General features: G+C 38.8%; 21 protein-coding genes and 1 pseudogene. 11 read left to right on the top strand and 11 right to left on the bottom strand.

What is annotated here, in order from left to right; translation table 11 throughout:
• The first annotated feature begins 45 nt into the window (after positions 1 to 45).
• The 3 genes from AN486_RS12510 (at position 46) to AN486_RS12500 (ending at position 1662) form a co-directional block, all read left to right on the top strand.
• Positions 46 to 660: a hypothetical protein gene (locus AN486_RS12510; protein WP_081424302.1), complete on the top strand. Its 615-nt coding sequence runs from the start codon at positions 46 to 48 to the stop codon at positions 658 to 660.
• A 209-nt stretch (positions 661 to 869) separates the two neighbouring features.
• Complete coding sequence (locus AN486_RS12505; RefSeq protein ID WP_053540577.1) at positions 870 to 1472, top strand: hypothetical protein; 603 nt, start codon at positions 870 to 872, stop codon at positions 1470 to 1472.
• A gap of 4 nt (positions 1473 to 1476) precedes the next feature.
• On the top strand, positions 1477 to 1662 hold the full coding sequence (locus AN486_RS12500) for a hypothetical protein (RefSeq protein ID WP_053540576.1): 186 nt from the start codon (positions 1477 to 1479) through the stop codon (positions 1660 to 1662).
• 25 nt (positions 1663 to 1687) lie between these two features.
• On the opposite strand, the pseudogene AN486_RS12495 reads toward AN486_RS12500, so the two are convergent.
• A pseudogene (locus AN486_RS12495) lies at positions 1688 to 1840 on the bottom strand (ABC transporter); the annotation flags it as partial.
• A gap of 382 nt (positions 1841 to 2222) precedes the next feature.
• On the opposite strand from AN486_RS12495, the gene AN486_RS12490 reads away from it, so the two are divergent.
• The gene (locus tag AN486_RS12490; RefSeq protein ID WP_290600893.1) at positions 2223 to 2834 is read left to right on the top strand and encodes a hypothetical protein; all 612 of its coding nucleotides are present in this window, start codon (positions 2223 to 2225) and stop codon (positions 2832 to 2834) included.
• Positions 2835 to 2910: 76 nt separating this feature from the next.
• On the opposite strand, the gene devC is transcribed toward AN486_RS12490, so the two are convergent.
• The 4 genes from devC to hemL all read right to left on the bottom strand — a co-directional run bounded on the left by devC (position 2911) and on the right by hemL (position 9328).
• A complete protein-coding gene (devC, locus tag AN486_RS12485) occupies positions 2911 to 4086 on the bottom strand; it encodes an ABC transporter permease DevC (RefSeq protein WP_199924318.1) in 1176 nt (391 codons plus the stop codon).
• A gap of 36 nt (positions 4087 to 4122) precedes the next feature.
• Positions 4123 to 5340: an ABC exporter membrane fusion protein gene (locus AN486_RS12480; protein WP_053540574.1), complete on the bottom strand. Its 1218-nt coding sequence runs from the start codon at positions 5338 to 5340 to the stop codon at positions 4123 to 4125.
• 788 nt (positions 5341 to 6128) lie between these two features.
• Complete coding sequence (locus AN486_RS12475) at positions 6129 to 7736, bottom strand: serine/threonine-protein kinase (RefSeq protein WP_053540573.1); 1608 nt, start codon at positions 7734 to 7736, stop codon at positions 6129 to 6131.
• 293 nt (positions 7737 to 8029) lie between these two features.
• Positions 8030 to 9328, bottom strand: a complete 1299-nt coding sequence (gene hemL / locus AN486_RS12470) for a glutamate-1-semialdehyde 2,1-aminomutase (RefSeq protein WP_053540571.1) — start codon at positions 9326 to 9328, stop codon at positions 8030 to 8032.
• A gap of 137 nt (positions 9329 to 9465) precedes the next feature.
• Between hemL and hisIE the strand changes: the two genes are divergently transcribed.
• Positions 9466 to 10116 carry a bifunctional phosphoribosyl-AMP cyclohydrolase/phosphoribosyl-ATP diphosphatase HisIE gene (gene hisIE / locus AN486_RS12465; RefSeq protein ID WP_053540570.1) on the top strand — a complete coding sequence of 217 codons (651 nt, stop codon included), beginning with the start codon at positions 9466 to 9468 and terminating at the stop codon, positions 10114 to 10116.
• A gap of 806 nt (positions 10117 to 10922) precedes the next feature.
• Here hisIE and AN486_RS12460 read toward each other — a convergent pair.
• Entirely contained in the window at positions 10923 to 11141 is a 219-nt protein-coding gene (locus AN486_RS12460) for a hypothetical protein (protein ID WP_053540569.1), read from the bottom strand.
• Between the two features lie 246 nt (positions 11142 to 11387).
• On the opposite strand from AN486_RS12460, the gene pruA reads away from it, so the two are divergent.
• A complete protein-coding gene (pruA, locus tag AN486_RS12455) occupies positions 11388 to 14366 on the top strand; it encodes an L-glutamate gamma-semialdehyde dehydrogenase (RefSeq protein WP_053540568.1) in 2979 nt (992 codons plus the stop codon).
• 56 nt (positions 14367 to 14422) lie between these two features.
• On the opposite strand, the gene AN486_RS12450 is transcribed toward pruA, so the two are convergent.
• Positions 14423 to 14764, bottom strand: coding sequence for a hypothetical protein (locus tag AN486_RS12450; RefSeq protein ID WP_081424301.1), 342 nt, complete (start codon positions 14762 to 14764; stop codon positions 14423 to 14425).
• A gap of 204 nt (positions 14765 to 14968) precedes the next feature.
• Here AN486_RS12450 and AN486_RS12445 point away from each other — a divergent pair, with 204 nt between their 5' ends.
• From AN486_RS12445 to AN486_RS12435, 3 genes are all read left to right on the top strand, one after another.
• Positions 14969 to 15178, top strand: coding sequence for a hypothetical protein (locus AN486_RS12445; protein WP_053540567.1), 210 nt, complete (start codon positions 14969 to 14971; stop codon positions 15176 to 15178).
• On the top strand, positions 15168 to 15692 hold the full coding sequence (locus AN486_RS12440; protein WP_290600885.1) for a hypothetical protein: 525 nt from the start codon (positions 15168 to 15170) through the stop codon (positions 15690 to 15692). Before AN486_RS12445 ends, AN486_RS12440 begins: the two co-directional genes overlap by 11 nt.
• A 374-nt stretch (positions 15693 to 16066) precedes the next feature.
• Complete coding sequence (locus AN486_RS12435) at positions 16067 to 16999, top strand: cobalamin-binding protein (protein WP_053540565.1); 933 nt, start codon at positions 16067 to 16069, stop codon at positions 16997 to 16999.
• Positions 17000 to 17160: 161 nt separating this feature from the next.
• Here AN486_RS12435 and AN486_RS12430 read toward each other — a convergent pair whose 3' ends face one another.
• Positions 17161 to 18663, bottom strand: coding sequence for a phenylacetate--CoA ligase family protein (locus tag AN486_RS12430; protein ID WP_053540564.1), 1503 nt, complete (start codon positions 18661 to 18663; stop codon positions 17161 to 17163).
• 478 nt (positions 18664 to 19141) lie between these two features.
• On the opposite strand from AN486_RS12430, the gene AN486_RS12425 reads away from it, so the two are divergent.
• A complete protein-coding gene (locus AN486_RS12425; RefSeq protein ID WP_053540563.1) occupies positions 19142 to 20851 on the top strand; it encodes a serine/threonine-protein kinase in 1710 nt (569 codons plus the stop codon).
• A 32-nt stretch (positions 20852 to 20883) separates the two neighbouring features.
• Here the strand turns inward: AN486_RS12425 and AN486_RS12420 are convergent, their stop codons facing one another.
• The gene (locus tag AN486_RS12420; RefSeq protein WP_290600882.1) at positions 20884 to 21009 is read right to left on the bottom strand and encodes a hypothetical protein; all 126 of its coding nucleotides are present in this window, start codon (positions 21007 to 21009) and stop codon (positions 20884 to 20886) included.
• Between the two features lie 20 nt (positions 21010 to 21029).
• On the opposite strand from AN486_RS12420, the gene AN486_RS12415 reads away from it, so the two are divergent.
• Positions 21030 to 23120 (top strand): serine/threonine-protein kinase, encoded by a 2091-nt coding sequence (locus AN486_RS12415; protein WP_290600880.1) that lies wholly within the window; start codon positions 21030 to 21032, stop codon positions 23118 to 23120.
• Between the two features lie 182 nt (positions 23121 to 23302).
• Here AN486_RS12415 and AN486_RS12410 read toward each other — a convergent pair whose 3' ends face one another.
• Positions 23303 to 23662: a hypothetical protein gene (locus tag AN486_RS12410; protein ID WP_053540561.1), complete on the bottom strand. Its 360-nt coding sequence runs from the start codon at positions 23660 to 23662 to the stop codon at positions 23303 to 23305.
• A 73-nt stretch (positions 23663 to 23735) separates the two neighbouring features.
• Positions 23736 to 24044 carry a hypothetical protein gene (locus AN486_RS12405; protein ID WP_290600877.1) on the bottom strand — a complete coding sequence of 103 codons (309 nt, stop codon included), beginning with the start codon at positions 24042 to 24044 and terminating at the stop codon, positions 23736 to 23738.
• Between the last annotated feature and the right edge of the window lie 399 nt (positions 24045 to 24443).

Below are 24443 nucleotides of genomic sequence, written 5' to 3'. Positions count from 1 at the left end.
AAAACTTTCTAATCAATAAGGTTTTACTATCGGGATCAATAAATTATGAAGTTCAATTGTAACTTAGAGGCAACTTTCATTTCACTATTTACACTAGCATTTTTACAAGTACAAAATCCAGCAAGTGCATTAATAAATCAAGAAAAATTTGGCGATTTTTCGATTAATTTAGAGTTAAATACCAGCGAAAGATTTAGCAAAAAGCCACCTATTCAACTTGCCATAGATGACTATTATTGGGGATCACAACGAGATTTTAACATTTGGATGCCTGGAGAATTAATAAAGAACACAGATGAAACTCTAAGATCAATGAATGCAGCGACACAAACAGTGTATTTAATATCCCATAAAGATATGCCTCCAGAAACGTCGTATTTAGGTTCGGAAGAGATTCGAGAAGTTTTACAAGTTGCTTTAAGAGCAACCATTTCTCCCAATGATAAAGTTGTAAAAAGCACAAATATGGTATTGAAAGGATATCCAGGTATTGAATTACTGGTGCAATATGCCGATGGCACTCAAGGACAATACCAAGGATATTTAGTGCGACGACGATTTTATATATTGGGAGCTATAACTTCTAATGAATTAACTACAGAAGTGGCTAACTTTTTCGATTCTTTTAGAGTTTATCCAACTCGGATTGTTAGTTATTAGAATTACTGATTTTGTACTGATAAGCCTATGTACTTCATTTCTCCGCGATCGCAAATTCCCATCAATTTGAGTAATCTGCATCAAATAGATCGCTCTGTATAGCTCATTTTGGAAAAGAGTGGACTGACTGTGCGATCGCATCTTCAATATCCCGTCTGTCAAACATTCTAGAAGTCCTATTACCTATTTAGATAAATGAGAGGTCAAATATGCAAACCGTAACTATCAACATTGCAGGACGTGGAACTCCTCTTGCAGATGGAACAACATCGTCTCGAGGTCATATGTGGTACTCGTTAACAGATGTCAGTGGCAGTGCTAAAAGCTATGGATTTGCGCCAGACGAACAACACCACGGTTCGCCTTTTGCTCCAGGCAAGGTTTATACCAGCGATAACACCAACTACCAGAGCCGCGAATACTCTAAAACTATAGAGATCACGCAAGCGCAATATGAGGCGATGAGAAATTTCGGCGATAGACCACAGGATTTTGGTTTCAGCACATCTTACAACGTACTTAACAACAGTTGCATTGACTTTACTTGGAAAGCTCTGGAAAAGGCCGGACTGAATACCTCTGGATTTCAAGGGCATATTTGGCCAACCAGAAACATTGACGATGTGAAGAATATGGTTAATACCCGTTTTGGTGTTGATCCTCAACTAGCAATTGCCTTGGGATTGATCGATGCCAGAATTTTACGGGATACTGCTGATATGTCAATTGATGACATCATCACTGACCTCCAAAAATCCTTCAACCAAGCCCAAACTGTCACCAGCCCCATCATTCTATACTTGAGAAGGTAATAACTTGCATGACACTATTAATGGTGGTTTGGGAGATGATTATTTATCCGGTAGTGCCAGTAATGATATCATCATTGCTGGAATCGGCAAAGATACTCTCTCAGGTGGTTTAGGTTATACCGCTTTCTTTATAGCAATTGAGGGCGGGGAAACCCTGCCCCTACTTGGTTGTAAAAACGTTATCTCATAACAGTAGAAAGTGCTATACATACTTCTTAAAACATATCCGCAGGATCAGCAGATTGGAGTTTGTTAGTAGCGATCGCCCCAGAAATAGCACACATAATTATAGTTAAAAGTAGGACTTGTATACCACGAATTATCGTCATATACATGGGCAAATTTGTCGCTGTTCGGGTTAGTTGGTAAGCGCTCAAACTCTTGTTTATTCATCCTTGATTTTAATTGTATTGGTTGTATATTAACCTTTGTGGCTATTTTACAGTAAGTTAATATCAATTACGCTTGTCACTATTACAACTTGTGTAATAGTGACATTTGTTATGGGGTTGACACCACTAAGGTAAATATGTCATATTTGCGTTTGAGAGATATGCCACTGAATAGCAATATCAAATTTTGTGACGTACCTGGGGTGGGAAGCAATGTTTTTATAACCAAAACCAGTTAAATTCTGGACAGACTTTACTGGTATCGCAGCAAGGTCAATTTTACACAGTCTCTAACTCAAAATAATTCCGTTTTTCAGGTTCAAAATTAAGGACATTTTACTATCAGAAGCCATAAACTATGAAATTGAATCCCAACTTAAAGCCAATTATAAGTTCTCTATTCTCACTAGCTTTGTTGTCCATACAAAATCCAGCAATTGCATCGGTAAATCAAGGTAAATTAGGAAATTCTTCAATTAATTTAGGACTGAATATAACCAAAGAATTTACCAAAAAACAACCAATTCAAATAGCTGAAAATGACGAATTTTGGGGACCACAAGGAGATTTTCAAATTTTGATGCCTGGAGATGAAGTAGAGAATAATAAGAAACTGCGGGTAACAGAAAATAAGGCAACAGAAACAGTATATATGATCTTTCATGGAGATCTACCGACGGATGTTGATTATTTAAATTCGGAAGGGATTCGAGAAGTTTTACAAACCTCTCTGAGGCAAAACCTGGATATAAAAGGTAAAGTTGTGAAAAGCACAAATATGGTAATTGAAGGATATCCAGGTATTGAGTTGCTAGTACAACATTCTGATGGTAGTCTAGGACAATATCAAGGATATGTGGTCAAACGACGACTTTATTTAATCGGAGCTAGGGCAAAGGATGAATTAACTACAGAAGCGATTAATTTTTTCGATTCTTTTAGGGTGTATCCGACTAAGATTGTTAATTAGAATCAAGGGCGGGGTTTCCCCGCCCTTGGTGGTAAAAACGTTATTTGATAACAGTAGAAAGTCCTATACATAGTTCTTAAAACATATCCGCAGGATCAGCAGATTGGAGTTTGTTAGTAGCGATCGCTCCAGAAATAGCACACATAATTATAGTTAAAAGTAGGACTTGTATACCACGAATTATCGTCATATACATGGGCAAATTTGTCGCTGTTCGGGTTAGTTGGTAAAGTCCTAAAGATACAGCTACCCCTGGAAAAAATCCCAAAGCTGCTAAAATTAAAGCTTCTTCAAAAACTATAGTTAGCAAATAATCATGACGATATCCTATGGCTTTTAAAGTTGCATATTCTCGCAAATGGGCATTAACATCGGTGGAAAGAACTTGGTAAACAATAATTATTCCTATGACAAATCCCATTGATACACCAAGGTTGAAAATAAAGCCAATGGGAGAGTTACTACTCCAAAAGTTATTTTCAAATTCAATAAATTCTTGATGAGTAAGAACTTTAACATCATCTTTTAAATAAGCTTTTAATTGGGCAACAACTTGATCGGTTTGATAACCAGGTTTGATTTTAACTAAACCGATACTCACACTACTTGTAGGCTGTCTGGCAAAGATTTGAGAGAAGTTATTGGCACTGGTAATCAAGCTCCCATCTGCCGCAAAGGAAGCACCAAGTTTAAATAAGCCACCAATAGTAATTGTATTACCATTAATTTCAGTTGTGACAGTTTTACCTTGTTGAATTTGCTGAATTGCTTGTTGATATTCTCCTCTGGCTGCCCGATCAAATAAGACTGTATTTGGTAATTTAATTTTTTGTAATTGTTGATTAATTTCTGGTAAATCAAAAGCTGGTTGATCTGGATTAATGCCAATAATTAACACTCCTGTTTCTAATCGTGTTTGCGGATTTTTCCAAATAATATGGTTACAATACATAGCTTCAGCCGATTTTACCCCTGGTACATCCATTGCTTGATAAAGTCGTCTACGAGAAAAAATAGACATACTTTGTAAACTACGAGCTTGGGGACTAATGAGAATAATATCAGCTTGTAAACTCCGATGTAATCTAGTATTACTATCATATAAAGCAGTTTGAAACCCTGACTGCATAAACATAAGAACATCGGCAAAAGCAATACCGGATACTGCTACCAATAAACGGCTTTTTTCATGGGTAAGTTGTAACCAACCCAAAGGAGTTCGTCGGCACAATTTTTGAAAAATACTAATCATAGAAATGATAATTGACAACTAACAACTGACAACTGACTAAAGACTAATAATTGCCTTAACTTGCATATTGGTAAATTTAGCTGCTTGGTGGCTAGAGGCTTTGTTTAGTCGGATGTGGACTTTTATTATTCTGTTATCAATATTGCTGGAAGGATCTGTATTGGTGAGGTTTTGCTTTCTTACTTGTAAACCGATTCGTTCTACTTTTCCTTGTAATTCTTGAGAAAAAGTATCGCTAACTATCCGCACCTGTTTTCCTTGGATAATTTTTGTAATATCACTTTCGTAAACTTCAGCAACTACGTACATCTGACTGGTTTTACCAATGTCAGCAATGCCATTACTAGAAATTAATTCTCCTGGGTGAGTGTAGATTTCAAATACTTGTCCATTTTGAGGAGATTTGACATAGGCTTTTTGAAGATTGATAGTGGCTTTTTTTACTACTGCATCTGCTTGATTTAATTCGGCTATTGCTGCTTGTACATCTACCTTCCTAACTTCAGAAATTTGGTTTAGGGTTGCGGAAGCTTCTTTGATTTTTTGTTGACTACTTAATTCGAGCTTTTTTAACTGTGACTGTGCGGCTTGAAGACTTTTTTTAGCAGTTTCTACATTCAAGTTTTTACTATCTCTTTGAGATGCGGAAATTGCCCCTACTGTATATAATTCTTGATAACGGTGATTTTCGGCTTCAGCATTGAGTAATTCAGATTGCAATTTTTCTAAAGTTGCTTTTTGAGTATTAATATCACCTTGACTTTCGGCTGCTAATCTGTCAATGATGGCTTTTTGGGCGGTAATTTCTCCAGGTTTAGCACCTGCTTGAATTTGGGCAATTTTAGCTTTAATTATGTTTACTTCGGCTGTGGCTTCAGTTAATTCCGCTTGCAAGCGATCGCTATTATCTAAAATAGCAATTACCTGTCCTGTTTTTACCATATCCCCCTCTTTGACTAATATCTTCTCAACTCGACTTCCTTCTCCAGATATCGCTGCTGATAATTTAATCACTTCCCCTTCTGGTTCAATTCTACCCAGTGCTGTGACGGTTTTTATCTCTGGTACTGCTACCACAGGATTGGCTGGTTTTTGATTATCTATATCCCGAGATTTGAGGACAATAAAAACACTAATACTAGCCATAGATAAAGATGCCAGCATGGCAATAGCGATTCCTGCGGAGCGCTTCGCTATCGCTAATCGGAGAATAAACTGAGAAGATAATGAACCTTGTCGCTTGCGGTTTTGCACAACTGCATACCTTTTCAGTGCTGTTTCAAAATTAGTTAATGAAAAATATCTGGTAGAAAACGAAATCCTAGAAAATCTTAAAATGTAGTTCCTATACTCAACGAGGTAATTTAGTCAATTTATTGCATTAGAAATGACAAATCAATTCTAAATTTTTAACAGAAACGAACATTTAGAGATAATATCCCAGAATAGAAAGTCAGATGGTTAACAGATGACAGTTTTCGTAAAATTAGTATATGTACCTGTGCAAAATTAATTGAACATTTTAAAATTCCTAAACCAATCAATTTTGTAGGAGGCCAACCCCCTGTGGTTGCCGCAAATATCGGGGTAGGCACGGGGGCGCTACCCCTACATTAAATCCAAATTTTTTATATAAGTAGGTGAACACAATAAAACCAAACTGTGTAAAGAAACGTAAAATCGCTGAAAACTTCTTTACTATTGCCTCTTGCCTCTTGCCTTGCTATAACGACAATTTTCAACGTCAACCTACTTAATTAATTTTGCTTGCGTACTGATTTTAGGGACTTCCAATTAAAAAAATACCCAAAAATTTCTTGTGGTGCGGGCCGAATTGCCCGCTAATCATCAAGGACGGGCAGGATGCCCATCCCACAAAATTGGGTAATTTATTTTTTGGTGTTCCCTTAGACAAAATGAGATAGAAATATGAATACTTATACAGCAGGAGTCAGGAGTAAAACTGGCTTGCTGTCTGGCTTTGAATTTAGATCATTTACCTCATTAATCTACAATTTGCTATAACTCATCAATTTCTTTAATTAAAATAAACCGCGCTTACCATTCGGACGTACCGTTAACCAATTCATTTTAGCTACAGCCAATTGTTCGTCAGTCACCTTAGCACCAGTGAGATTAGCACCGGATAAATTAGCCCCTCGTAGATTAGCTTGACTTAGATAAGCTTGACTGAGGTTTGCACCTCTGAAGTCCGCACCTTCTAAATCAGCATTACTAAAATAAGCCTTACTTAAATCCGCATCTTTGAAATTTGCTTGTTGTAAACTTGCCCTACCAAAGTCAGTATTGTGAAGATTAGCTGCTTGAAAATTAGGTTTCTGAAATTGAGCAGCATGGAAATTGCTTCCTGATAAGTTAGCACTAGATACACTCAACCGGATAAAATTATAGCCCGCAAAATCCCGTCTTCCTTTTTCATAAGCTGCTAGAAGACCTGGGGAATCTAATTTCCGCACAGAGAATGGATCATCAGCGTTATTTACACCTCTAGCGGCTGATTTAGATGCCAATTCTCTACCCTGATTGCGTCCCTGATTGCGTCCATGTTTCCATTCTGTGTCTGCTGGTGCTGGTGTCTTGTCTTTTCTGGCTCGAATAGATGCCGCTAGTTTCGCAACATTATCATTGTTACCACGAGTATAACTAATAGAATCAATCCCAGCATTTGAAGAATGATTCTGAGTAGGTTCAGAGGGTTTAGAGAGTAAGCCTTGGGCTAAACTATCTAAATATGGCTCCATGTCTAAAGCTGTAAGTACGTCTTGTGCGGATTGATAGCGATTGCGGACGGATACGTCCAACATTTTTCTCAAGACCTTAATAAAATGGTCACTGGCTTGTACCAGATGTTCCCACATCATTTCCCCTGTGGTGGGATTGTATTCTAAGTCTTTAGGAATTTTCCCAGTTAATAAATAAACACAAGTTACTCCTACTGCATAGATATCACTGGCATAAACTGGACGCATAGCCATTTGTTCGGGAGGTGCAAAACCAGCAGTACCAATTGCATAGGCTGTTAAGGCTGATTGTTCGGATTGATTGGTTATGACTTGACTAACTTTATTTTTGACAGCACCAAAATCAATTAGTACGAATCTGGCATCTTGAGAACGACGAATTAAGTTAGCTGGCTTAATATCACGATGAATTACCTGTTGCTCGTGGATATATTGGAGCAGGGGCATGATTTCACTTAAAAATTGTCTGACTGCGGTTTCACTATAAACTCCATTTTTTTTCACTTCTTGTTGGAGAGTCAAACCGCTTACATATTCTTGCACTAAGTAAAATTGATTGTTATCTTCAAAATAGTCCAGTAGTCTGGGTATTTGGGGATGATTACCGATTTTACCAAGAGTTTCTGCTTCTCTGGAGAATAACTCCCGTGCCATTTTTAATATGTACGGAGTTGTACTTGCTGGACGTAATTGTTTAATTACACAAAGCGGTTTGCCAGGTAGATTTTGCTCTACTGCTAAAAATGTTGCCCCAAAACCACCTTTACCGATGGGTTTAACTACGCAAAAGCGATCGCGCAACAGTAATTTCGAGCCACAAGCCTGACATATTAGACTAGATGCTGAATTTATAGGATGGGAACAGGTGGGATTTACGCAATAGCTCATGCAATGTAAACTCGCTGCGTAACAGCTTCAGGGGAATAATGATGCTCTTATTACATTATGGAGAGCAAATTCAAATTTACACCAGGTTATATGAAGCGGGAATTTATTTTTTGATTCCCCTAAGGGACTTCCAATTAAAAAAATACCCAAAAATTTCTCGTGGCGTTAGCCATAGTATGCCCATCCTACAAAATTGGGTAATTTATTTTTTGGTGTTCCCTTAGGCAGGTAATAGGCAACAGGAAACAAGGAATTTATTACCCATTACCCATTACCCATTACCCATTACCTATTTACAGACTAGACAGTACCTCTTTAGCAGCAGCTAATGTCTGTTCAATATCTTCGGAAGTATGTGCTAAAGAAGTAAAACCAGCTTCAAATTGAGATGGGGCTAGATAAATACCATGCTCTAACATTCCGCGATGGAAACGACCAAATTTACCTGTATCCGCCTTTTTGGCATCTTCATAGTTATGTACAGGACCTGCGGTGAAGAATAGCCCAAACATGGCACTAATATGACCACCACAGGCAGCATGACCTGTATCTGAGCAGATTTTTAGCAATCCATCAGTTAACTGTTTAGTAATTTTTTCTAAATACTCATAAGTACCGGGTTTACCGAGGAGTTCCAGGGTTTTAATTCCCGCTGTCATGGCTAAAGGATTACCAGAAAGAGTCCCAGCTTGATAAACTGGTCCTGCGGGGGCAACCATAGACATAATCTCACGACGACCACCGTAAGCGCCGACTGGTAAACCACCACCAATGACTTTACCCATTGTGGTTAAGTCGGGGGTAACACCAAATTTGGCTTGTGCGCCACCGTAGGCAATACGGAAGCCTGTCATCACTTCATCAAATACCAGTAATGCACCATGCTCTTGGGTAAGTTCCCGTAGTCCTTCTAGGAAACCAGCATCAGGGGTAATAAAGCCCGCGTTACCAACTACGGGTTCAAGAATCACACCGGCGATTTCCTGGGGGTTTTGTTCAAATAGAGCTTTTACGGCTTCCAAATCATTGAAAGGCGCGGTTAAGGTGCTGGCGGTGACGGATTTGGGTACTCCTGGTGAGTCGGGTAAACCCAGGGTAGCGACACCAGAACCGGCTTTAACCAGGAACATATCTGCGTGTCCGTGATAGCAGCCTTCAAATTTGATAACTTTTTCTCGATTTGTAAAGGCTCGCATTAGGCGTAATACCGCCATACAAGCTTCTGTTCCAGAGTTGACGAATCTGACCATTTCGACGCTAGGAACAGCATCAATGACCATTTCGGCTAAAACGTTTTCGAGAGCGCAGGGAGCGCCAAAACTTGTGCCTTTATCTAGGGCTGTGTGTAGTGCGGATATTACTTCTGGATGAGCATGACCACAAATGGCTGGTCCCCAAGTCCCAACATAGTCAATGTATTTGTTGCCGTCTACGTCCCAAATATAAGCGCCATTAACACGATCAAATACGATGGGTTGTCCACCGACGGATTTAAAAGCGCGAACGGGAGAACTGACTCCTCCGGGCATCAGGTTTTGAGCAGCAGCAAAGATTTCTTGTGATTTTGTGGTTTTAATTGTGGTGTTTACCAAGGGTATCTCCTATGAGGTGGTGATTAAAATTGAGCTTCTATCTTAGGATAGGGTGAAAAGTTGCTTGTGAATTTCTCTGGTATGGGATTAGCTGAAAATGGTATCTTGAGTCAAAGAATTATTGTAAATTAACTGGTATGTCTTCTTCTGAACTGAAATCGCTTTCATCTGCTATCCCTGTGGAAAAAATTCGCTACGATGACAAGGGTTTAGTGCCGGCAATTATCCAAGATTATTTGGATGGAACTGTGTTAATGATGGCTTGGATGAATCGGGAATCGTTGCAAATGACTTTGGACACTGGGGAAACTTGGTTTTGGAGTCGTTCCCGGCAGGAATTTTGGCACAAGGGCGCAACTTCTGGACATATTCAGAAGGTACAAACTATTCGTTATGACTGTGATAGTGATGCTCTGTTAATCGGGGTGGAGCAGTTGGGTGATGTAGCTTGTCATACTGGAGAACGTAGTTGTTTTCATCAGGTTGATGGCACGGTGACACCACCACCAGGTGATAGTTTATCACAATTGTTTGCGGTAATTTGCGATCGCCGCGATCGCCCCAATGAAGATTCTTATACCTGTAAGTTATTGGCTGGTGGTGATAATAAGATTTTGAAAAAGATTGGTGAGGAAAGTGCGGAGGTAGTTATGGCTTGTAAAGATGATGATGCTGATGCGATCGCTGGCGAAGTTGCGGATTTATTTTATCATACTCTTGTAGCTTTGGCTCATCATCAGGTTGATTTAAAAGCAGTTTATCGCAAGTTACAAGAAAGAAGGAAATAGGCTAATTTATTAATAACTGTCAGAATCAGGATAACCAGGATTAGAGGATGTACAGGATGATAATTAAAATTGTAGGTTGGGTAGAATGAAATCTGAAAATCCTGATTCAGACAAAAAATGAATTACAAAATTCACCAACAATCCACAAATCACAATCCTAAAAATCCTTTAATCCTGATTCAGACAAAATAGAAAACCTAAAAATAACTGGCTCTTGCGTCTCTTTTATGGTGATTGAGGATTGATGATAACAAAACCCTTACGGGACAAGGGTTATAAACAATTATTTCCATATTTTCAATGAAATGCCTACACAATAGGGCTTTCAATGATTTTGAACCAGGGTTTCCATAAAAATAACCGAAGAACCAAATAACTATTAATACAATCTTAGATGAATTTAAAAAAAATGCTAATTCTCCCCTACCCCCTGATAGCGCAGCGTGGCGTTAGCCATACTCCTGAACTTAGATATATCCTAGGGGTTTAGCACTGCTTTACCCTTACATATCTCATCAATTACAGGATGGTTTAATGCTGATGTAGAGATTTTTCATGAAACGTCTCTACAACGTGGTTTGCCTAAAGGATACCAGAAGCTACACCAAGGTAGTTGTAACGTTATTGAGTCCTAAAGTACCAGTTAAACCTGTCACCTCAATGATGGCAATAAGCACCTCTTTTTTCAACGTGGCTTTCAGGCTCTATCCCCTATGAAACAAGCTGTTTAGTCATGAGGATATCCAGACAGTTAAAACTGTTCCCAGTTAAAAGTTAAGAGTTCCCTGTCCTCGCAGACAACTTATTCAGCAAGCCCTAAATATAATTGTATTAACATTAGTTGTAGCTAATTTAAGCAACTCCGACCAACTCAAGGTATCTGATTTATGATCTGCTGTTTCACAATGAATAACTAAATTCCATTGCTGCTCTGGGTTTTTCTTAGTTTTATCTGCTAGAATTTCCGCATTGCGAATTGCTTGCAGCAGCGCTTGCTTCTTTCCGCCATCTTTCTTATTGTGCATTTGTCGGCTTTTTTGTACCACCTGTCAAACAAACTATCCCTATTCCCAAGGTTGCTAAAGTCCAATTTTTCTAAATATTCAATAAAATCACATTCAAAATTACTAGGAAGGTTTACAAAATGGTGTTTACTAAGTTACAAGTAACACCATAGTTTGTTATTACGCAATCATTCAACATTACTCCAGAAAAATTTCGTTTGGAAACAACCGTCAACCCTCAACCGTCAACTGACAACTAAAAAATTTATGGTATTACAAGTAGAAAACAACACTTACGAAGCGAAAACCCAAGAAATTGCTAAACAAGTTCTAGCTGCTACCCAGGAAAATCGCTCATTTTTGGCTGCTTTACGGGATCAAATGCGCTGGGATGATAAATTGCTCGATTGGGCTATGAGTAATCCAGGTTTACGGGTACAATTATTTCGGTTCATAGACACCTTGCCCGCTTTACATAGTAAATCAGAAATTGCCTCCCATTTGCAAGAATATTTGGGAGATGATTCAGTAGAACTACCCGCAGCTTTGAAAGGAATCTTAAACTTTGCTAACCCTGATTCTATGCCCGCACAGGTAGCCGCGACAACAGTGGGAACTGCGGTAGAAACTTTAGCACATAAATATATTTCTGGGGAAAATATCAAGCAAGTCATCAAAACCGTTGAGAGACTGCGAAAAGACAAAATGGCTTTCACCATTGACCTCCTCGGTGAAGCGGTAATTACTGAATTAGAAGCGCAATCTTATTTAGAAAGATACCTGGAATTGATGCAGCAGTTGGTGGAAGCATCCAAAAATTGGGGGAAAATTCCGGCTATTGATGAAGCTGACGGCGAAAATATCCCCAAAGTCCAGGTTTCTGTCAAATTAACGGCGTTTTATTCCCAATTTGATCCTTTGGATGCCCAAGGTAGTGAAGCACGAGTCAGCAATCATATTCGGACTTTACTCCGTCGCGCTCAAGAATTAGGTGCAGCAGTCCATTTTGACATGGAACAATACGCCTATAAAAATATCACATTCAATATTCTCAAAAAGCTATTACTGGAAGAGGAATTTCGTCAACGTACTGATATCGGGATGACAATACAAGCATATCTGCGGGATAGTGAACAAGACGCTAGAGATATTATTGCTTGGTTAAAACAACGGGGTTATCCTCTCACCATTCGTCTAGTTAAAGGTGCGTATTGGGACCAAGAAACCATCAAAGCTACTCAAAAGCATTGGCCACAACCAGTTTATAATGATAAAGTCGCCACCGATGCCAATTTTGAGGCGATAACTCAGCTATTGCTAGAAAATCATCAGTATGTCTATTCTGCCATAGGTAGTCATAATGTGCGATCGCAATCTCGCGCCATAGCAATTGCGGAAAATCTCAATGTTCCCCGTCGTCGTTTTGAAATGCAAGTTCTGTACGGCATGGGTGATAAAATCGCCAAAGCTTTGGTAGATAAAGGTTATCGCGTGCGGGTTTATTGTCCCTACGGTGACTTGTTACCAGGAATGTCTTATTTAATCCGTCGTTTATTAGAAAACACCGCAAATAGTTCTTTTCTCCGGCAAAATCTGGAAAATCGTCCCGTTGAGGAGTTGTTAGCAGCACCAATTATATCTCACGCAAAGGCGCAAAGTCGCCAAGAGGAGAAGGAAGGTTTTGTTGGTGTTGCGGATACAGATTTTGCGGAAGAGGAAAGAAGGAATAAGTCGAGTTTAGCTTTTGAAAATGTCCGTCAGCAGTTGGGGAAAACTTATTTACCCTTACTAAATGGGGAATATGTGAATACTACAACGTTTGTTGATTCTCTTAATCCTTCTAATTTTAGTCAGGTTGTTGGTAAGGTGGGTTTGCTGAGTGTTGAACAGGCTGAGGAAGCAATGAAGTTTGCTAAGGCTGCTTTTCCTGCTTGGAAGAAAACTCCAGTCAAGCAACGGGCTGATATTTTGCGTCAAGCAGGGAAGTTAATGGAGGAACGACGCGCTGAACTTTCGGCTTGGATAGTTTTGGAGGTGGGAAAACCTGTTAAGGAAGCTGACGCGGAGGTTTCGGAAGCTATTGATTTTTGTCTTTATTATGCTGCGGAAATGGAACGGTTGGATAAGGGTGTAATTTATGATGTGGTTGGGGAAACCAATCGTTATATTTACCAGCCGAAAGGTATCGCTATTGTGATTTCTCCCTGGAATTTTCCTTTGGCTATCGCTTGCGGTATGACTGTTGCGGCTTTGGTTTCAGGAAATTGTACTTTACTCAAACCGGCAGAAACTTCTTCTGTGATTACTGCAAAGTTGACGGAAATACTCATAGAAGCTGGAATCCCTAAAGGTGTTTTTCAATACGTTCCTGGTAAGGGTTCTCAAGTCGGCGCTTATTTGGTTAATCATCCTGATACTCATGTGATTGCTTTTACTGGTTCTCAGGAAGTAGGTTGTAGAATTTACGCAGAAGCCGCAATTCTCAAACCTGGTCAAAAGCATCTCAAAAAGGTAATTGCCGAAATGGGTGGCAAGAATGGCATTATTGTAGATGAAAGTGCTGATTTAGACCAGGCTGTTGTCGGCGTTGTGCAATCTGCTTTTGGTTATAGTGGACAAAAATGTTCTGCTTGTTCACGGGTGATTGTGCTTGAACCTATTTATGATGCTTTTGTGGAAAGGTTGGTAGAAGCAACTAAATCTTTGAATATTGGAGAAACGGAATTACCCAGTACCCAAGTTGGTCCGGTGATTGATGCTATTTCGCGCGATCGCATTTTGGATTATATTCAAAAAGGTAAACAAGAAGCAAAAGTCGCCTTAGAATTACCCGCACCCAGTCAAGGTTATTTTATCGGTCCGGTGATTTTTTCGGAAGTACCCGCAAATGGAGTTATCGCCCAGCAGGAAATATTTGGCCCTGTCTTAGCGGTAATTCGGGTGAAAGATTTTCAAGAAGCAATAGACGTTGCCAATGGTACAAACTACGCTTTAACTGGTGGTCTTTATTCTCGCACACCTTCCCACATTGAACAAGCACAAGCGGAATTTGAAGTGGGGAATTTATACATTAACCGAAATATTACTGGAGCGATCGTTTCCCGTCAACCTTTCGGCGGTTTCAAACTTTCTGGAGTCGGTTCCAAAGCCGGCGGACCAGATTACCTCTTGCAATTCCTAGAACCACGCCACATCACAGAAAACATCCAGCGTCAAGGTTTTGCCCCAATTGAGGGTGCAGACTAACTTTATAATACACAAAGATCCCCGACTTCTTTGAGAAGTCGGGGATCTCAAACTAATTATCTATTTTTGGGACACTCAGGTAAGCTTTTACCAGCGTAGTTACAATCAAAATAAATTAATGCTTCTCTACTAGATTTAAAGTCTCTAGTTTTAGAGGCTGGATCTTTTTTGGGATTTGCTTTATCAGACCAAATTTTTAAGTAGTAACTGCTACCATCATCAGTAGACCATAATTCGTAAATATAGTCACCTCCTCTACCTTCACCTCTCAAATAGTCTGCTAGTGCTGTATTTGATATAGATAGAAGGGTAGATATAGCCAAGATGGGAACTAGGGCTATTTTTAATAGTTGACTTATTTTCATAGACACACCAATCATTGTTTGTATTTCCAGCATAGCGTAACTGTGTGTCTATGTCTAGAATAAAATCATGCACATTTTCATCTAAGCGCAAAATAAAAATGTTATTCATACCATCAATTTTATGACATGAGTCGGGGATCTTTTTTATCCTGTTAATCCTTAAATCCTGGAAATCCTGATTCTGACAAATTATGATATTTTGATGTTAAAATATGAAATCAGGGTTTCTCTATATTTATGGGTAAAAAAGATGATATTAAACAAGTTAATTCAATTGCTAGAGAATTTCGGATGTCAGCAGAATTAAGAAATGCTTTTGGTATATTTCTGGAGGAAGAAAAAAGAAATGGTTATGGTGGAACTTTAAACGATAGAGGTGATTTTACCTATTCAGAACTCCGTCAGAAAGCTAAAGAATTTTTAGAGGATATTAATTATGACTCCTAAAACATCTCTTGCTAATTCCATACTAAATCTAAATCAAATTATTCAACCAATTATTGGCGAAACTTGCCATCAAATTACATTTAGTTATGGGGATGAATTACAGTTACATTTTGGTGAAATGACTGCCTACAATCATCCTAAATTAGCACATTTACGCAAAGGAAGCTGGCAACTTAGCACTAGGGCTACACCTTGGTATTTAAGGATAAGGAAGGGTTCTTTCTGGAGTTTATCTATGTTAGTAAATAATCAAAATGCTGTGGAATTTGCTAAAATACAGTTACAGTGTTTGGAAAACACGAAACTGACTAATTTTGTCACTCTTGCTAAGAGTAATGAGATGAAAATTACTTTATCATTTCAGGGTGATTTTAATTACGAACTAATTTTAGAACCGGATTTAGAAGATGATTCTGGGCTTGCTTATTGGGAATTAATGATGCCAAATGAGCAAATTTTAACCGTTGGTCCGGGAATGTTTTGGGAATGTAAATCAATTCATGAACCTTATTAGTCTGGATATTTAAGTAGGTTAGCATTGAAAATCTTCGTTATGGCAAGGCAAGAGGCAAGAGGCAAGAGTGAAGAGGGTTTGGGCGATTTTACTTTTCTTTACATAGATTGGTTTTATTGTGTTCACCTACTTAGATCCAGATACAATTTCCGTTTCAAATTATAATTACTAATTAATAATGTATAACTGCGTGCCTTGCTTAAAACAAACACTTTTGTTTTCGTATTAGCGCAAAATCCAAATAGTAACATCCTTAAGATAGATACCATCTCTCTAAAAATATGCAAGAATGAAGGTAGAAATATCTGTTAAAAACAACTTAACACCATTCTCTATTTTTGACTCCTGACTCCTATTCCCAGGGGGGTGAGACTATGATTGATACAAGTAACGATATAAGAATTATTTCTTTAGTTCCTAGTGCTACGGAAATTGTGGCCAAACTGGGCTTGTTTAATGCTATGGTAGGGCGATCGCATGAATGTGACTATCCTCCCGAAATCGTCAATCTTCCAGTTTGTACCCAAGCGCGTTTGAATGGTGACGCTAATAGCCATTCTATTCACAAAGAAGCCGACAATCTATTACAATCTGCCTTGGGTATTTACAAAATCAAAGTGGATGTTTTAGAGAAACTGCACCCTACCCATATTATCACTCAAGATCAATGTGATGTCTGCGCCGTCAGTTTACCGGAGGTAGAAAAAGCAGTTGCCCAACTTACCCACAGTTCGCCACACATTATTTCTCTACAACCCAATACATTACAGGATACTTGGGGTGATATTGAACGGGTTAGCCACGCATTTGGTGTAGATTCAGTAGAAATACTGGAGAATCTAGAAGCCCGTGTCAGAATTTGCAAGCGTAGACTACAAGGACTTTCCACCGCCGAACTGCCTAAAGTCGTGTGCATTGAATGGACTGATCCTTTGATGACTGCTGCAAATTGGGTTCCTGAATTAATTAACTTAGCAGGAGGAAGACCATTATTTAGCATCACTGGTAAACCTGCTGCTCATGTCAAATGGGAAACATTAGTAGATAGTAATCCAGATGTGATTATTTTCATGCCCTGTGGCTTTGATTTGCAACGAACTCAGCAAGAAGCAGAATTATTAACTCAACGTCCAGAATGGAAAAAACTCCACGCTGCTCAAACAGGAAGAGTATTTATTACCGACGGTAACGCTTACTTTAACCGTCCTGGTCCGCGATTAGTAGATTCTGTGGAAATTTTAGCAGAAATATTGCACCCAGATATTTTTGACTATGGTTATAAGGGTAGTGCTTGGCAAATTTTGTAATTATTGCCATCAAGGGTAAGTTAAACGGGCGGTTAGAAACCGCGTCTACACAAGCAAAACCCACCTGCGTGGGTTTCAAATCCTTGGTTTTTTCGTTAGTCCGCGCAGGCGGACTTTGTTTGTATAGCAGCGAATTCCATTCGCCAAGCCTTAAGTTGACACTAGCTTCTGCTGTATCTGTGTTTGACACCTATAGGAAAATATTCAGTATCACCAATGGGTTTTAATTCTACTACAGGAGTTTGATATTGTAGAGGAACATAATTCGCAAATTCACTATTTAAACGCAATAATTGGGCAAGAATAGCCGCAGTAATAGATAATCTTTTTTCCTCTTGATTTTCAATTCCTGGTGCTAATTCTACTACTACAGATAAAAAGCGATTTTTATCGGCATCTTCTTTTACCTGGATAACAAACTTACCCGTTACCCATTCTCTAATGATTGGTTGTTCTAGTCCGACTGTGACATTTTCTGGATAAATATTTGCGCCAAAATAGGAAACTGTAAAGTTAGAACGTCCAAAAACATAGACAAAAGGTAATTGGTGAATTCCGCGATGATTTTTTAATTCTGTAATAGGATTAAAACCCCATTCTGCTAAGAATTCTAGCATTTCTGTGTAGGTAATTAAGCCACCTTGATCAAAAATGCTATATCTAATTAAAGGCACACCATTATTCCCAGAAAATAGTAAATTTCCATCTTCTACTTCAAAAAAACGACTGCAAGGATCATATTGAACTAAAGTAGGTAATCGGGATTCTCCAAATAATGCTTTAGCTGCGGCAGGTGTGGCTGCTAAAAACCGCCGAATACAAATACTTAAAGGGGTTTCATTCCCTAAAACTCCTGCGTCTGCTGTTCCATACATGGAAGCAAAATCATCATAGGGATTTTGAGAACCTATTCTTTCTCCAACTAAATTGCGCCATTCTTCACTGAATACTTCCCCTGCCATGACTAATTTAATGTGATATTGTCCCCACTGCATTCCATTGGCAATACCCGTATCAATCACATCTTTGAGAAATGGTGGATATCCTAATAGAACAACTTGCTCAAAATTACCGCCTAATTCTTGGACAATTCGCAAAATTTCTGTTTTATTATTCCCTGGGGTAATGACGGTAATCGGATAACCTTTAGCGGCTAAATGACGACAGCAATTAGTGGTAAACATTCCACCCACCCAAGTTCCCAAGGTAAAACAAATTACTGCTAAACTGGGTTTAGTATCGGCATGAAAACTATCATGAAAAATTTGTTCAAAGCGGGTAGCTATTTCTAGTTCGTCGGTGATGAAACGTGGCCAAAATGTAGGTTTACCCGTTGAGCCAGAGGAAGCGGCAATCATATCACAGCTTCCTACTTTTCCATTATTACACAATTGGGGCAAAGAATAACGGGAAATATAATTTTCTTTATTAATTTTTGGTAAGTTTTGGAAATCTGCTAATGTTTGAATATTTTGAGGATTTATGCCTCGTTCTGCTAAAAATGCCTGATAAGCGGGTACACTAGCAGCTACATCTTGAAATAATCTCAAAGCTATTTCTTGACTGTCAATATTCAGGTGCTGTTTTAGTTTGTCTGTTAAGGGAGTTGAGATAAAATATTCTAATCCTAAGATTGCCCTTGGTGTTGATATTTGTGGTTTCATAAAGCTGGTTTGTCCAAAAAATCTGGTTGTTCTTTCTCAGAATTCTATCTATAAATGCAATTTTTTAGTAACCTATGGGATTTACCCACTGTACAAACTTACCATCATATCAATAAACGAAATTGCGTCGTTTTCGGCTTTGGGAATAAGAGTAGGGTGCGTCAGATAAAGGAAATCTGTTTTTTACAAAATTATCGGGTCTGACGCACTCTACAAGAGACAAGGGAACACCAAAAAATAAATTACCCAATTTTGTGGGATGGGCATCCTGCCCGTCCTTGCTGATTAAGGGTATGAATTTTAGTCTCACGCAAAGGCGCAAAGACGCACTGAGGTTTGAGTTTTAAAGAAAAATTTTAGCTGTTAGAGGCTGCGGGAACTTGACACTCTCACTGAGCTTTACGCTTACCGGATATTCCTGTAAATTACCTCGTTGCTTTTGTAGCCATTGATAACTCTCCATTTATCTCCCCGGATCATGCAAATATATTGCAGTCAACAACACATAAATAATGGCGGTCATCGTTTTTGTACCCAGTGCGGTGAAGCATTACCTTTGACGGTGGGACAAGTTATTGATAATCGTTATGAAATTGCGCGGATATTAGGACAAGGTGGTTTTGGCCGCAGTTATTTAGCGATTGATCGGCAAAAATCTCGAAAAACTTGCGTTTTAAAGGAATTTGCCCCCAATGTTGTTAAACCCCAGGAGTTACAAAAGGCTAAGGAACTGTTTGAACGGGAAGCAAGTGTCCTCAAAAAAATCCAACATCCCCAAATTCCCCGGTTTCATGCTTCTTTTTCCGCCAAAATTGGGACTAAGGATTTTTTCTTTTTGGTGCAAGATTATATTGAGGGTGATAATTATGACCAATTATTTGAACAGCGTCGGGGTCAAGGACAGTCTTTTAGTGAGGAGGAGGTAATTAATTTACTACATAATGTTCTGCCTGTGCTAACTTATATTCATTCTTTAGATATAGTTCACCGCGATATTTCCCCGGATAATTTGATTTTGCGCCAAAGTGATAATTTGCCCGTATTGATTGATTTTGGAGGGGTTAAACAGTTACCAGCTTCTCAGGGTTTTTGGCGGACACAATTGGCTGTCAATGCGACTTTGTTAGGTAAGAAGGGATACGCACCAGAGGAACAGTTACTTCAGGGAAAAGTTTATAAGAACAGTGACTTTTATGCGTTAGGGGTGACGGCTTTGGTATTAATGACGGGGAAAGAACCACATTTACTTTATGATAGCTTTAATGGGGTTTGGCTTTGGGGTAAGGAAATTAAGGTTAGTCCCAAATTAGAGACTGTCTTAAAAAAGATGTTGGCATATAAGCCGAGCGATCGCTATCAAAAAGCCGAACAAGTTATTAAAGATTTACCTTTACCATCTACCTCATCTACACCACAGATTATGCAAACTTCTAACAATAATCCCAATCCCTATATTACTAAGTTGAAAACACAGGTGGTAGCACCAGGAATAAAGCGGGTTCGCAGTATTCATGGTGGTGTCCACAATCAGACAAGTTTGTTTGTTCAGAAAATACCCATGCCAAAATGGTTGCGTCCTTTTATGGTTAGCTTTATTATGACTACGGTAATGTTGTCAACAGGTGCGGGTATGTTTGCTTTAGGAAATTTTGCAGTTAAGGGAATAACCTCAATTAAAGTTCCGCAAGTTGAACTTCCCAAAATCCCATCTAAGCATGATTCTAAAGATGAAAAAAATCAAACTAATCGCACTATTCAACAGGTGTTTAGTCGTCTACAACAGTTAGAAATTTCTCCGGCATTTTTTACTAATACCGTTAATGAAGTTTTTTATGCCGAAAAACCAGAATTAAACAACCGCAAGTTAACTCAAAACCCCGAAGACGCAGCTTTGAGATCACAATGGAATGCGATCGCTAATAAGTTATTAAATAATCTAGAAAAGGCTAATTTAAGTGAACCTGCTAGAAAGAAAATAGGTAGTTATAGTCAACAGGATTCCCAACGCTGGGAACAGTTAGCCAAAGCGGGAAAATTAGGTAATTATAAATCTTTTCAGGATTTACGTGCAGATACATATCAGACCTTTGACCCGTTGTTTCCTGGTCAGGAACGCGGGAAACTAAATCAAAAAACTTTTCTGCAAATCTGGTATGCGATCGCATCTGATAAAGTAGAAAATAAGTAATGGGTAATGGGTAATGGGTAATAGGTAATTTGTCAGAACTGACCAATGACCAATGACCAATGACCAATGACCAATGACCAATGACCAATGACCAATGACCAATGACCAATGACCAATGACCAATGACCAATGACCAATGACCAATGACCAATGACCAATGACCAATGACCAATGACTAATGACTAATATATACTGTTCTCAAGGGCATAAAAATCCGTCGGGTAGTAGGTTTTGTCTCCAATGTGGAGACAGAATTGGCAGCGTACTGACATCTAGAAATCAAGGTATTCAAGCGGGACAAACTTTAGGCGATCGCTATGTTATTATTCGGCAAATTGGTCAAGGAGGATTTGGCAAAACCTACTTAGCAGAAGACCTTAACCGCTTTCGAGAAGCTTGTGTTTTAAAAGAATTTTTTCCCCAGGTACAAACTCCCTACATTGTCCAAAAAGCCGAAGAACTTTTTCAGCGAGAAGCAAGTGTACTTTACAAATTACAACATCCTCAAATTCCCCGATTTCGGGAACTATTACGGATCAACTTACAAGGGAAAGAAAGTCTTTTTCTAGTTCAAGATTATATAGATGGTGAAACTTATAATTCCTTATTAAATAGTCGGCAAAAACAGGGTTTAAAATTTACAGAAATAGAAATCCGCCAATTATTACAGCAAATTTTACCAGTATTAGAATATATTCACGCCCTGGGGGTTATTCATCGTGATATTTCTCCTGATAATTTAATGCTTCGGAGTAGTGATAAATTACCAGTATTAATTGATTTTGGAGGTGTTAAACAAGTAGCCGCCACCGTCGCCTCTCAATATTACCAAACAGGGGGAATAGCATCTCCCACAAATGGCACTTTGTTAGGAAAAATAGGATTTGCACCCCCAGAACAGATGCAAACTGGTATGGTGTCCACCCACAGTGACTTATATGCTTTAGCCGTCACAACGTTAGTTTTACTGACAGGTAAACAACCCCAAGAATTAATTGATACTTATAATTGTAGTTGGCAATGGCGACGGGAAATCAGCCTCAGTTCCGCACTTGGACAAATCATAGACAAAATGTTATCACCAATTGCGAGCGATGCCTACGGCGGGTTACACCAACGCTATCAAACAGCCCGTCAACTTCTCCAAGTCCTCAACCCTCAATCTGTTAGCTATCCGCAAACTCAACCCCCCACATCTGCTACAGTTGCTATTTCTCCCCCGAAAATCCCCGTTCCTGAACCCGTGATGATTCCCACTCCTCCCCAACCAGGTATTTGGACAGGAAAAAATGTTTTGATTCTCGTTTTTTTCCTGACTATTGGGAGTTATTTATATTGGCAAAAACTTAAAACCCCTACCAACAATTTACAGGGAAATAACCCGATAATTTTACCCAGTCCCCATTCCACCGAAACAGCAAAAACAGAAGTAACTTTTTCACCGGAAGAAAGACAACGCAAACAAAAATTGAGCGATCGCCGTGAAGAATTAGATATAAATTATCAATTTTATGTTAAGCTAGTAAACCAACTTTTCCGGGAAAAATATCCCAATTTAAAGGGGCGTATTCTTAGTGATAATCCAGAAGATGAAAATTTACGAGCTGAATGGGATAAAACCGCCGCCGAAGTCCTAGAAAAGCTAACAGCCATCACTGCTGACTCCCGCCGTCAACTGGGAAATTATACTGGGGATGAACGTGCCACCTGGAAAGCTCAAATCAATCAAATCAACGTTGGTAGTCGGTCTTTATATGATTTAGGTGATGCCGCTTTTTTCAGTGAATTTCCCGAACAAAAGAGTAAAAGTTTTATTAACCAACCCATTGGACAAGTTTGGTACGCATTTGTCAATGATCAACTTAACGCCATTCTTGACAAAAGCATATTGGAAACAATAGTCTTTCCTGAAGGCACTACAGGTAAAACAGTGAGTGGAACTCTCCAACCAGGAAAAGGTAAAGTTTTTATTGTTGGACTAGCCAAAGATCAAAATATGGAAGTGAAACTAGAAGCAAATTCAAAAGTTTTACTCTCAATTTATTCCCCCTCTGGGAAAAACCCATTACTACAAGACTCTCAAACACGGACGATATCTGCAACATTACCAGAAAAAGGATTTTATGAATTTGTTGTTGTTTCCACAGCCTCAGAATCCGTAGATTATCAACTCACCCTAACCGCAGAAAATCCCCCAGAACCCGAACCAACAGAAGAACCAACAGAAGAACCAACTCTCACAGAAACACCCACACCTGAAAATAATTAGGACTTACGGATAGCGTAGCGTAAGCCATAAAAATTACAGCCGTTTCCAATTATATGACGTATATCATAACCCCCTCATCGCTTGCGGGGAGGGGGTTGGGGGTGGGGTTCTTGTACCTCATAACATGGGGAAGTGCTGTATCTGTGAGGTCTAAGAGTATGGCTTACCAAGAAAGAGTGAAGCTATTTATCCTCATCAAACCCAGACTTTATATGTGCGGTGGGGTGATTGGTTGATGCCTTTATTATTGCTTCTAACTGCTTTGAGTCGGCTTTTAGGATTTCCTCTTTACTGTATTTTCTCCTCCCAATAGAAAGTGGTGTGAAAATAGAAGTATTTACTTGCGGACTAACACTATCGTTTAGACTATCATCTATTTTTTTGCGAAGAGATGATAAAAACATTATATCATTTCCTAGATCAGAAACTTCATCTTCATATTCATCCGAGTCTTCAATTTGATTGATTCTTTCTTGGTATTTTACCATCAAATTATCAACAGCTTCGATCATGAACTTGATATCTTTAAATGATAAATCCATAGCTAATTCCTTCCAATGATGACTGTAACTATTATTAATTAACTTTAGAGAAATACGTACCTATCTGTTGTAATTATTTTTTATAATCCTCCAATGGCATATCTTGAATGGGTTTCCACAGCCAGCGATTATAATAGTCATTAAATAATTCTAGCTGTTTTGGTATTTTTGTTCCTGCTTGTAATTGCCACCAATTTTTACCATAACCTGGATTAGCAAATGTTGATATTCCCCCTGTTGATTCCCCATCTGCTAAAGTAGTCATAACCCATACTTCCCCATCCTGATCATAGCAAGCAATATCTTTATCAGGGCGAACATTATCCATTCTGGGGGAATTGGCATTTCCTTGTCTATAAAGAATAATTGGTGTGTTGTTCATTAAGTAGGATTTCAGTCTTTAATTTGTGTATTATACTCAAAACGGCTTGATTGTTTGATTCTAAACGTAGGGGTAAAGCAAGAGCTTCATTGGTGTCAACTTAACGTAAAACCCATAGCCCGCCTGGGAATGAATTCCCAGTCTAAGTAGGTGAGCGTTGAAAATTGTCGTTATGGCAAGGCAAAAGGCAAGAGGCAAGAGGCAAGAGTGAAGAGGGTTTGGGCGATTTTACATTTCTTTACACAGTTTGGTTTTATTGTGTTCACCTACTTAATAGCAGAAGTTGTCTTTTGATGACTAAATAACCCAGAAATTTTTGAGTAAACTTTAGTTTACTTTCGCTATTAGCCCGGAAATTCATTTCTGGGTGGGTGTGGAAGCCAACAAATAAGCCATCTG

Source organism: Anabaena sp. AL93 (assembly GCF_001672085.1).
GTDB classification, from domain to species: Bacteria; Cyanobacteriota; Cyanobacteriia; order Cyanobacteriales; family Nostocaceae; genus Dolichospermum; species Dolichospermum heterosporum.
This window is presented reverse-complemented; position numbering and strand designations above follow the sequence as displayed.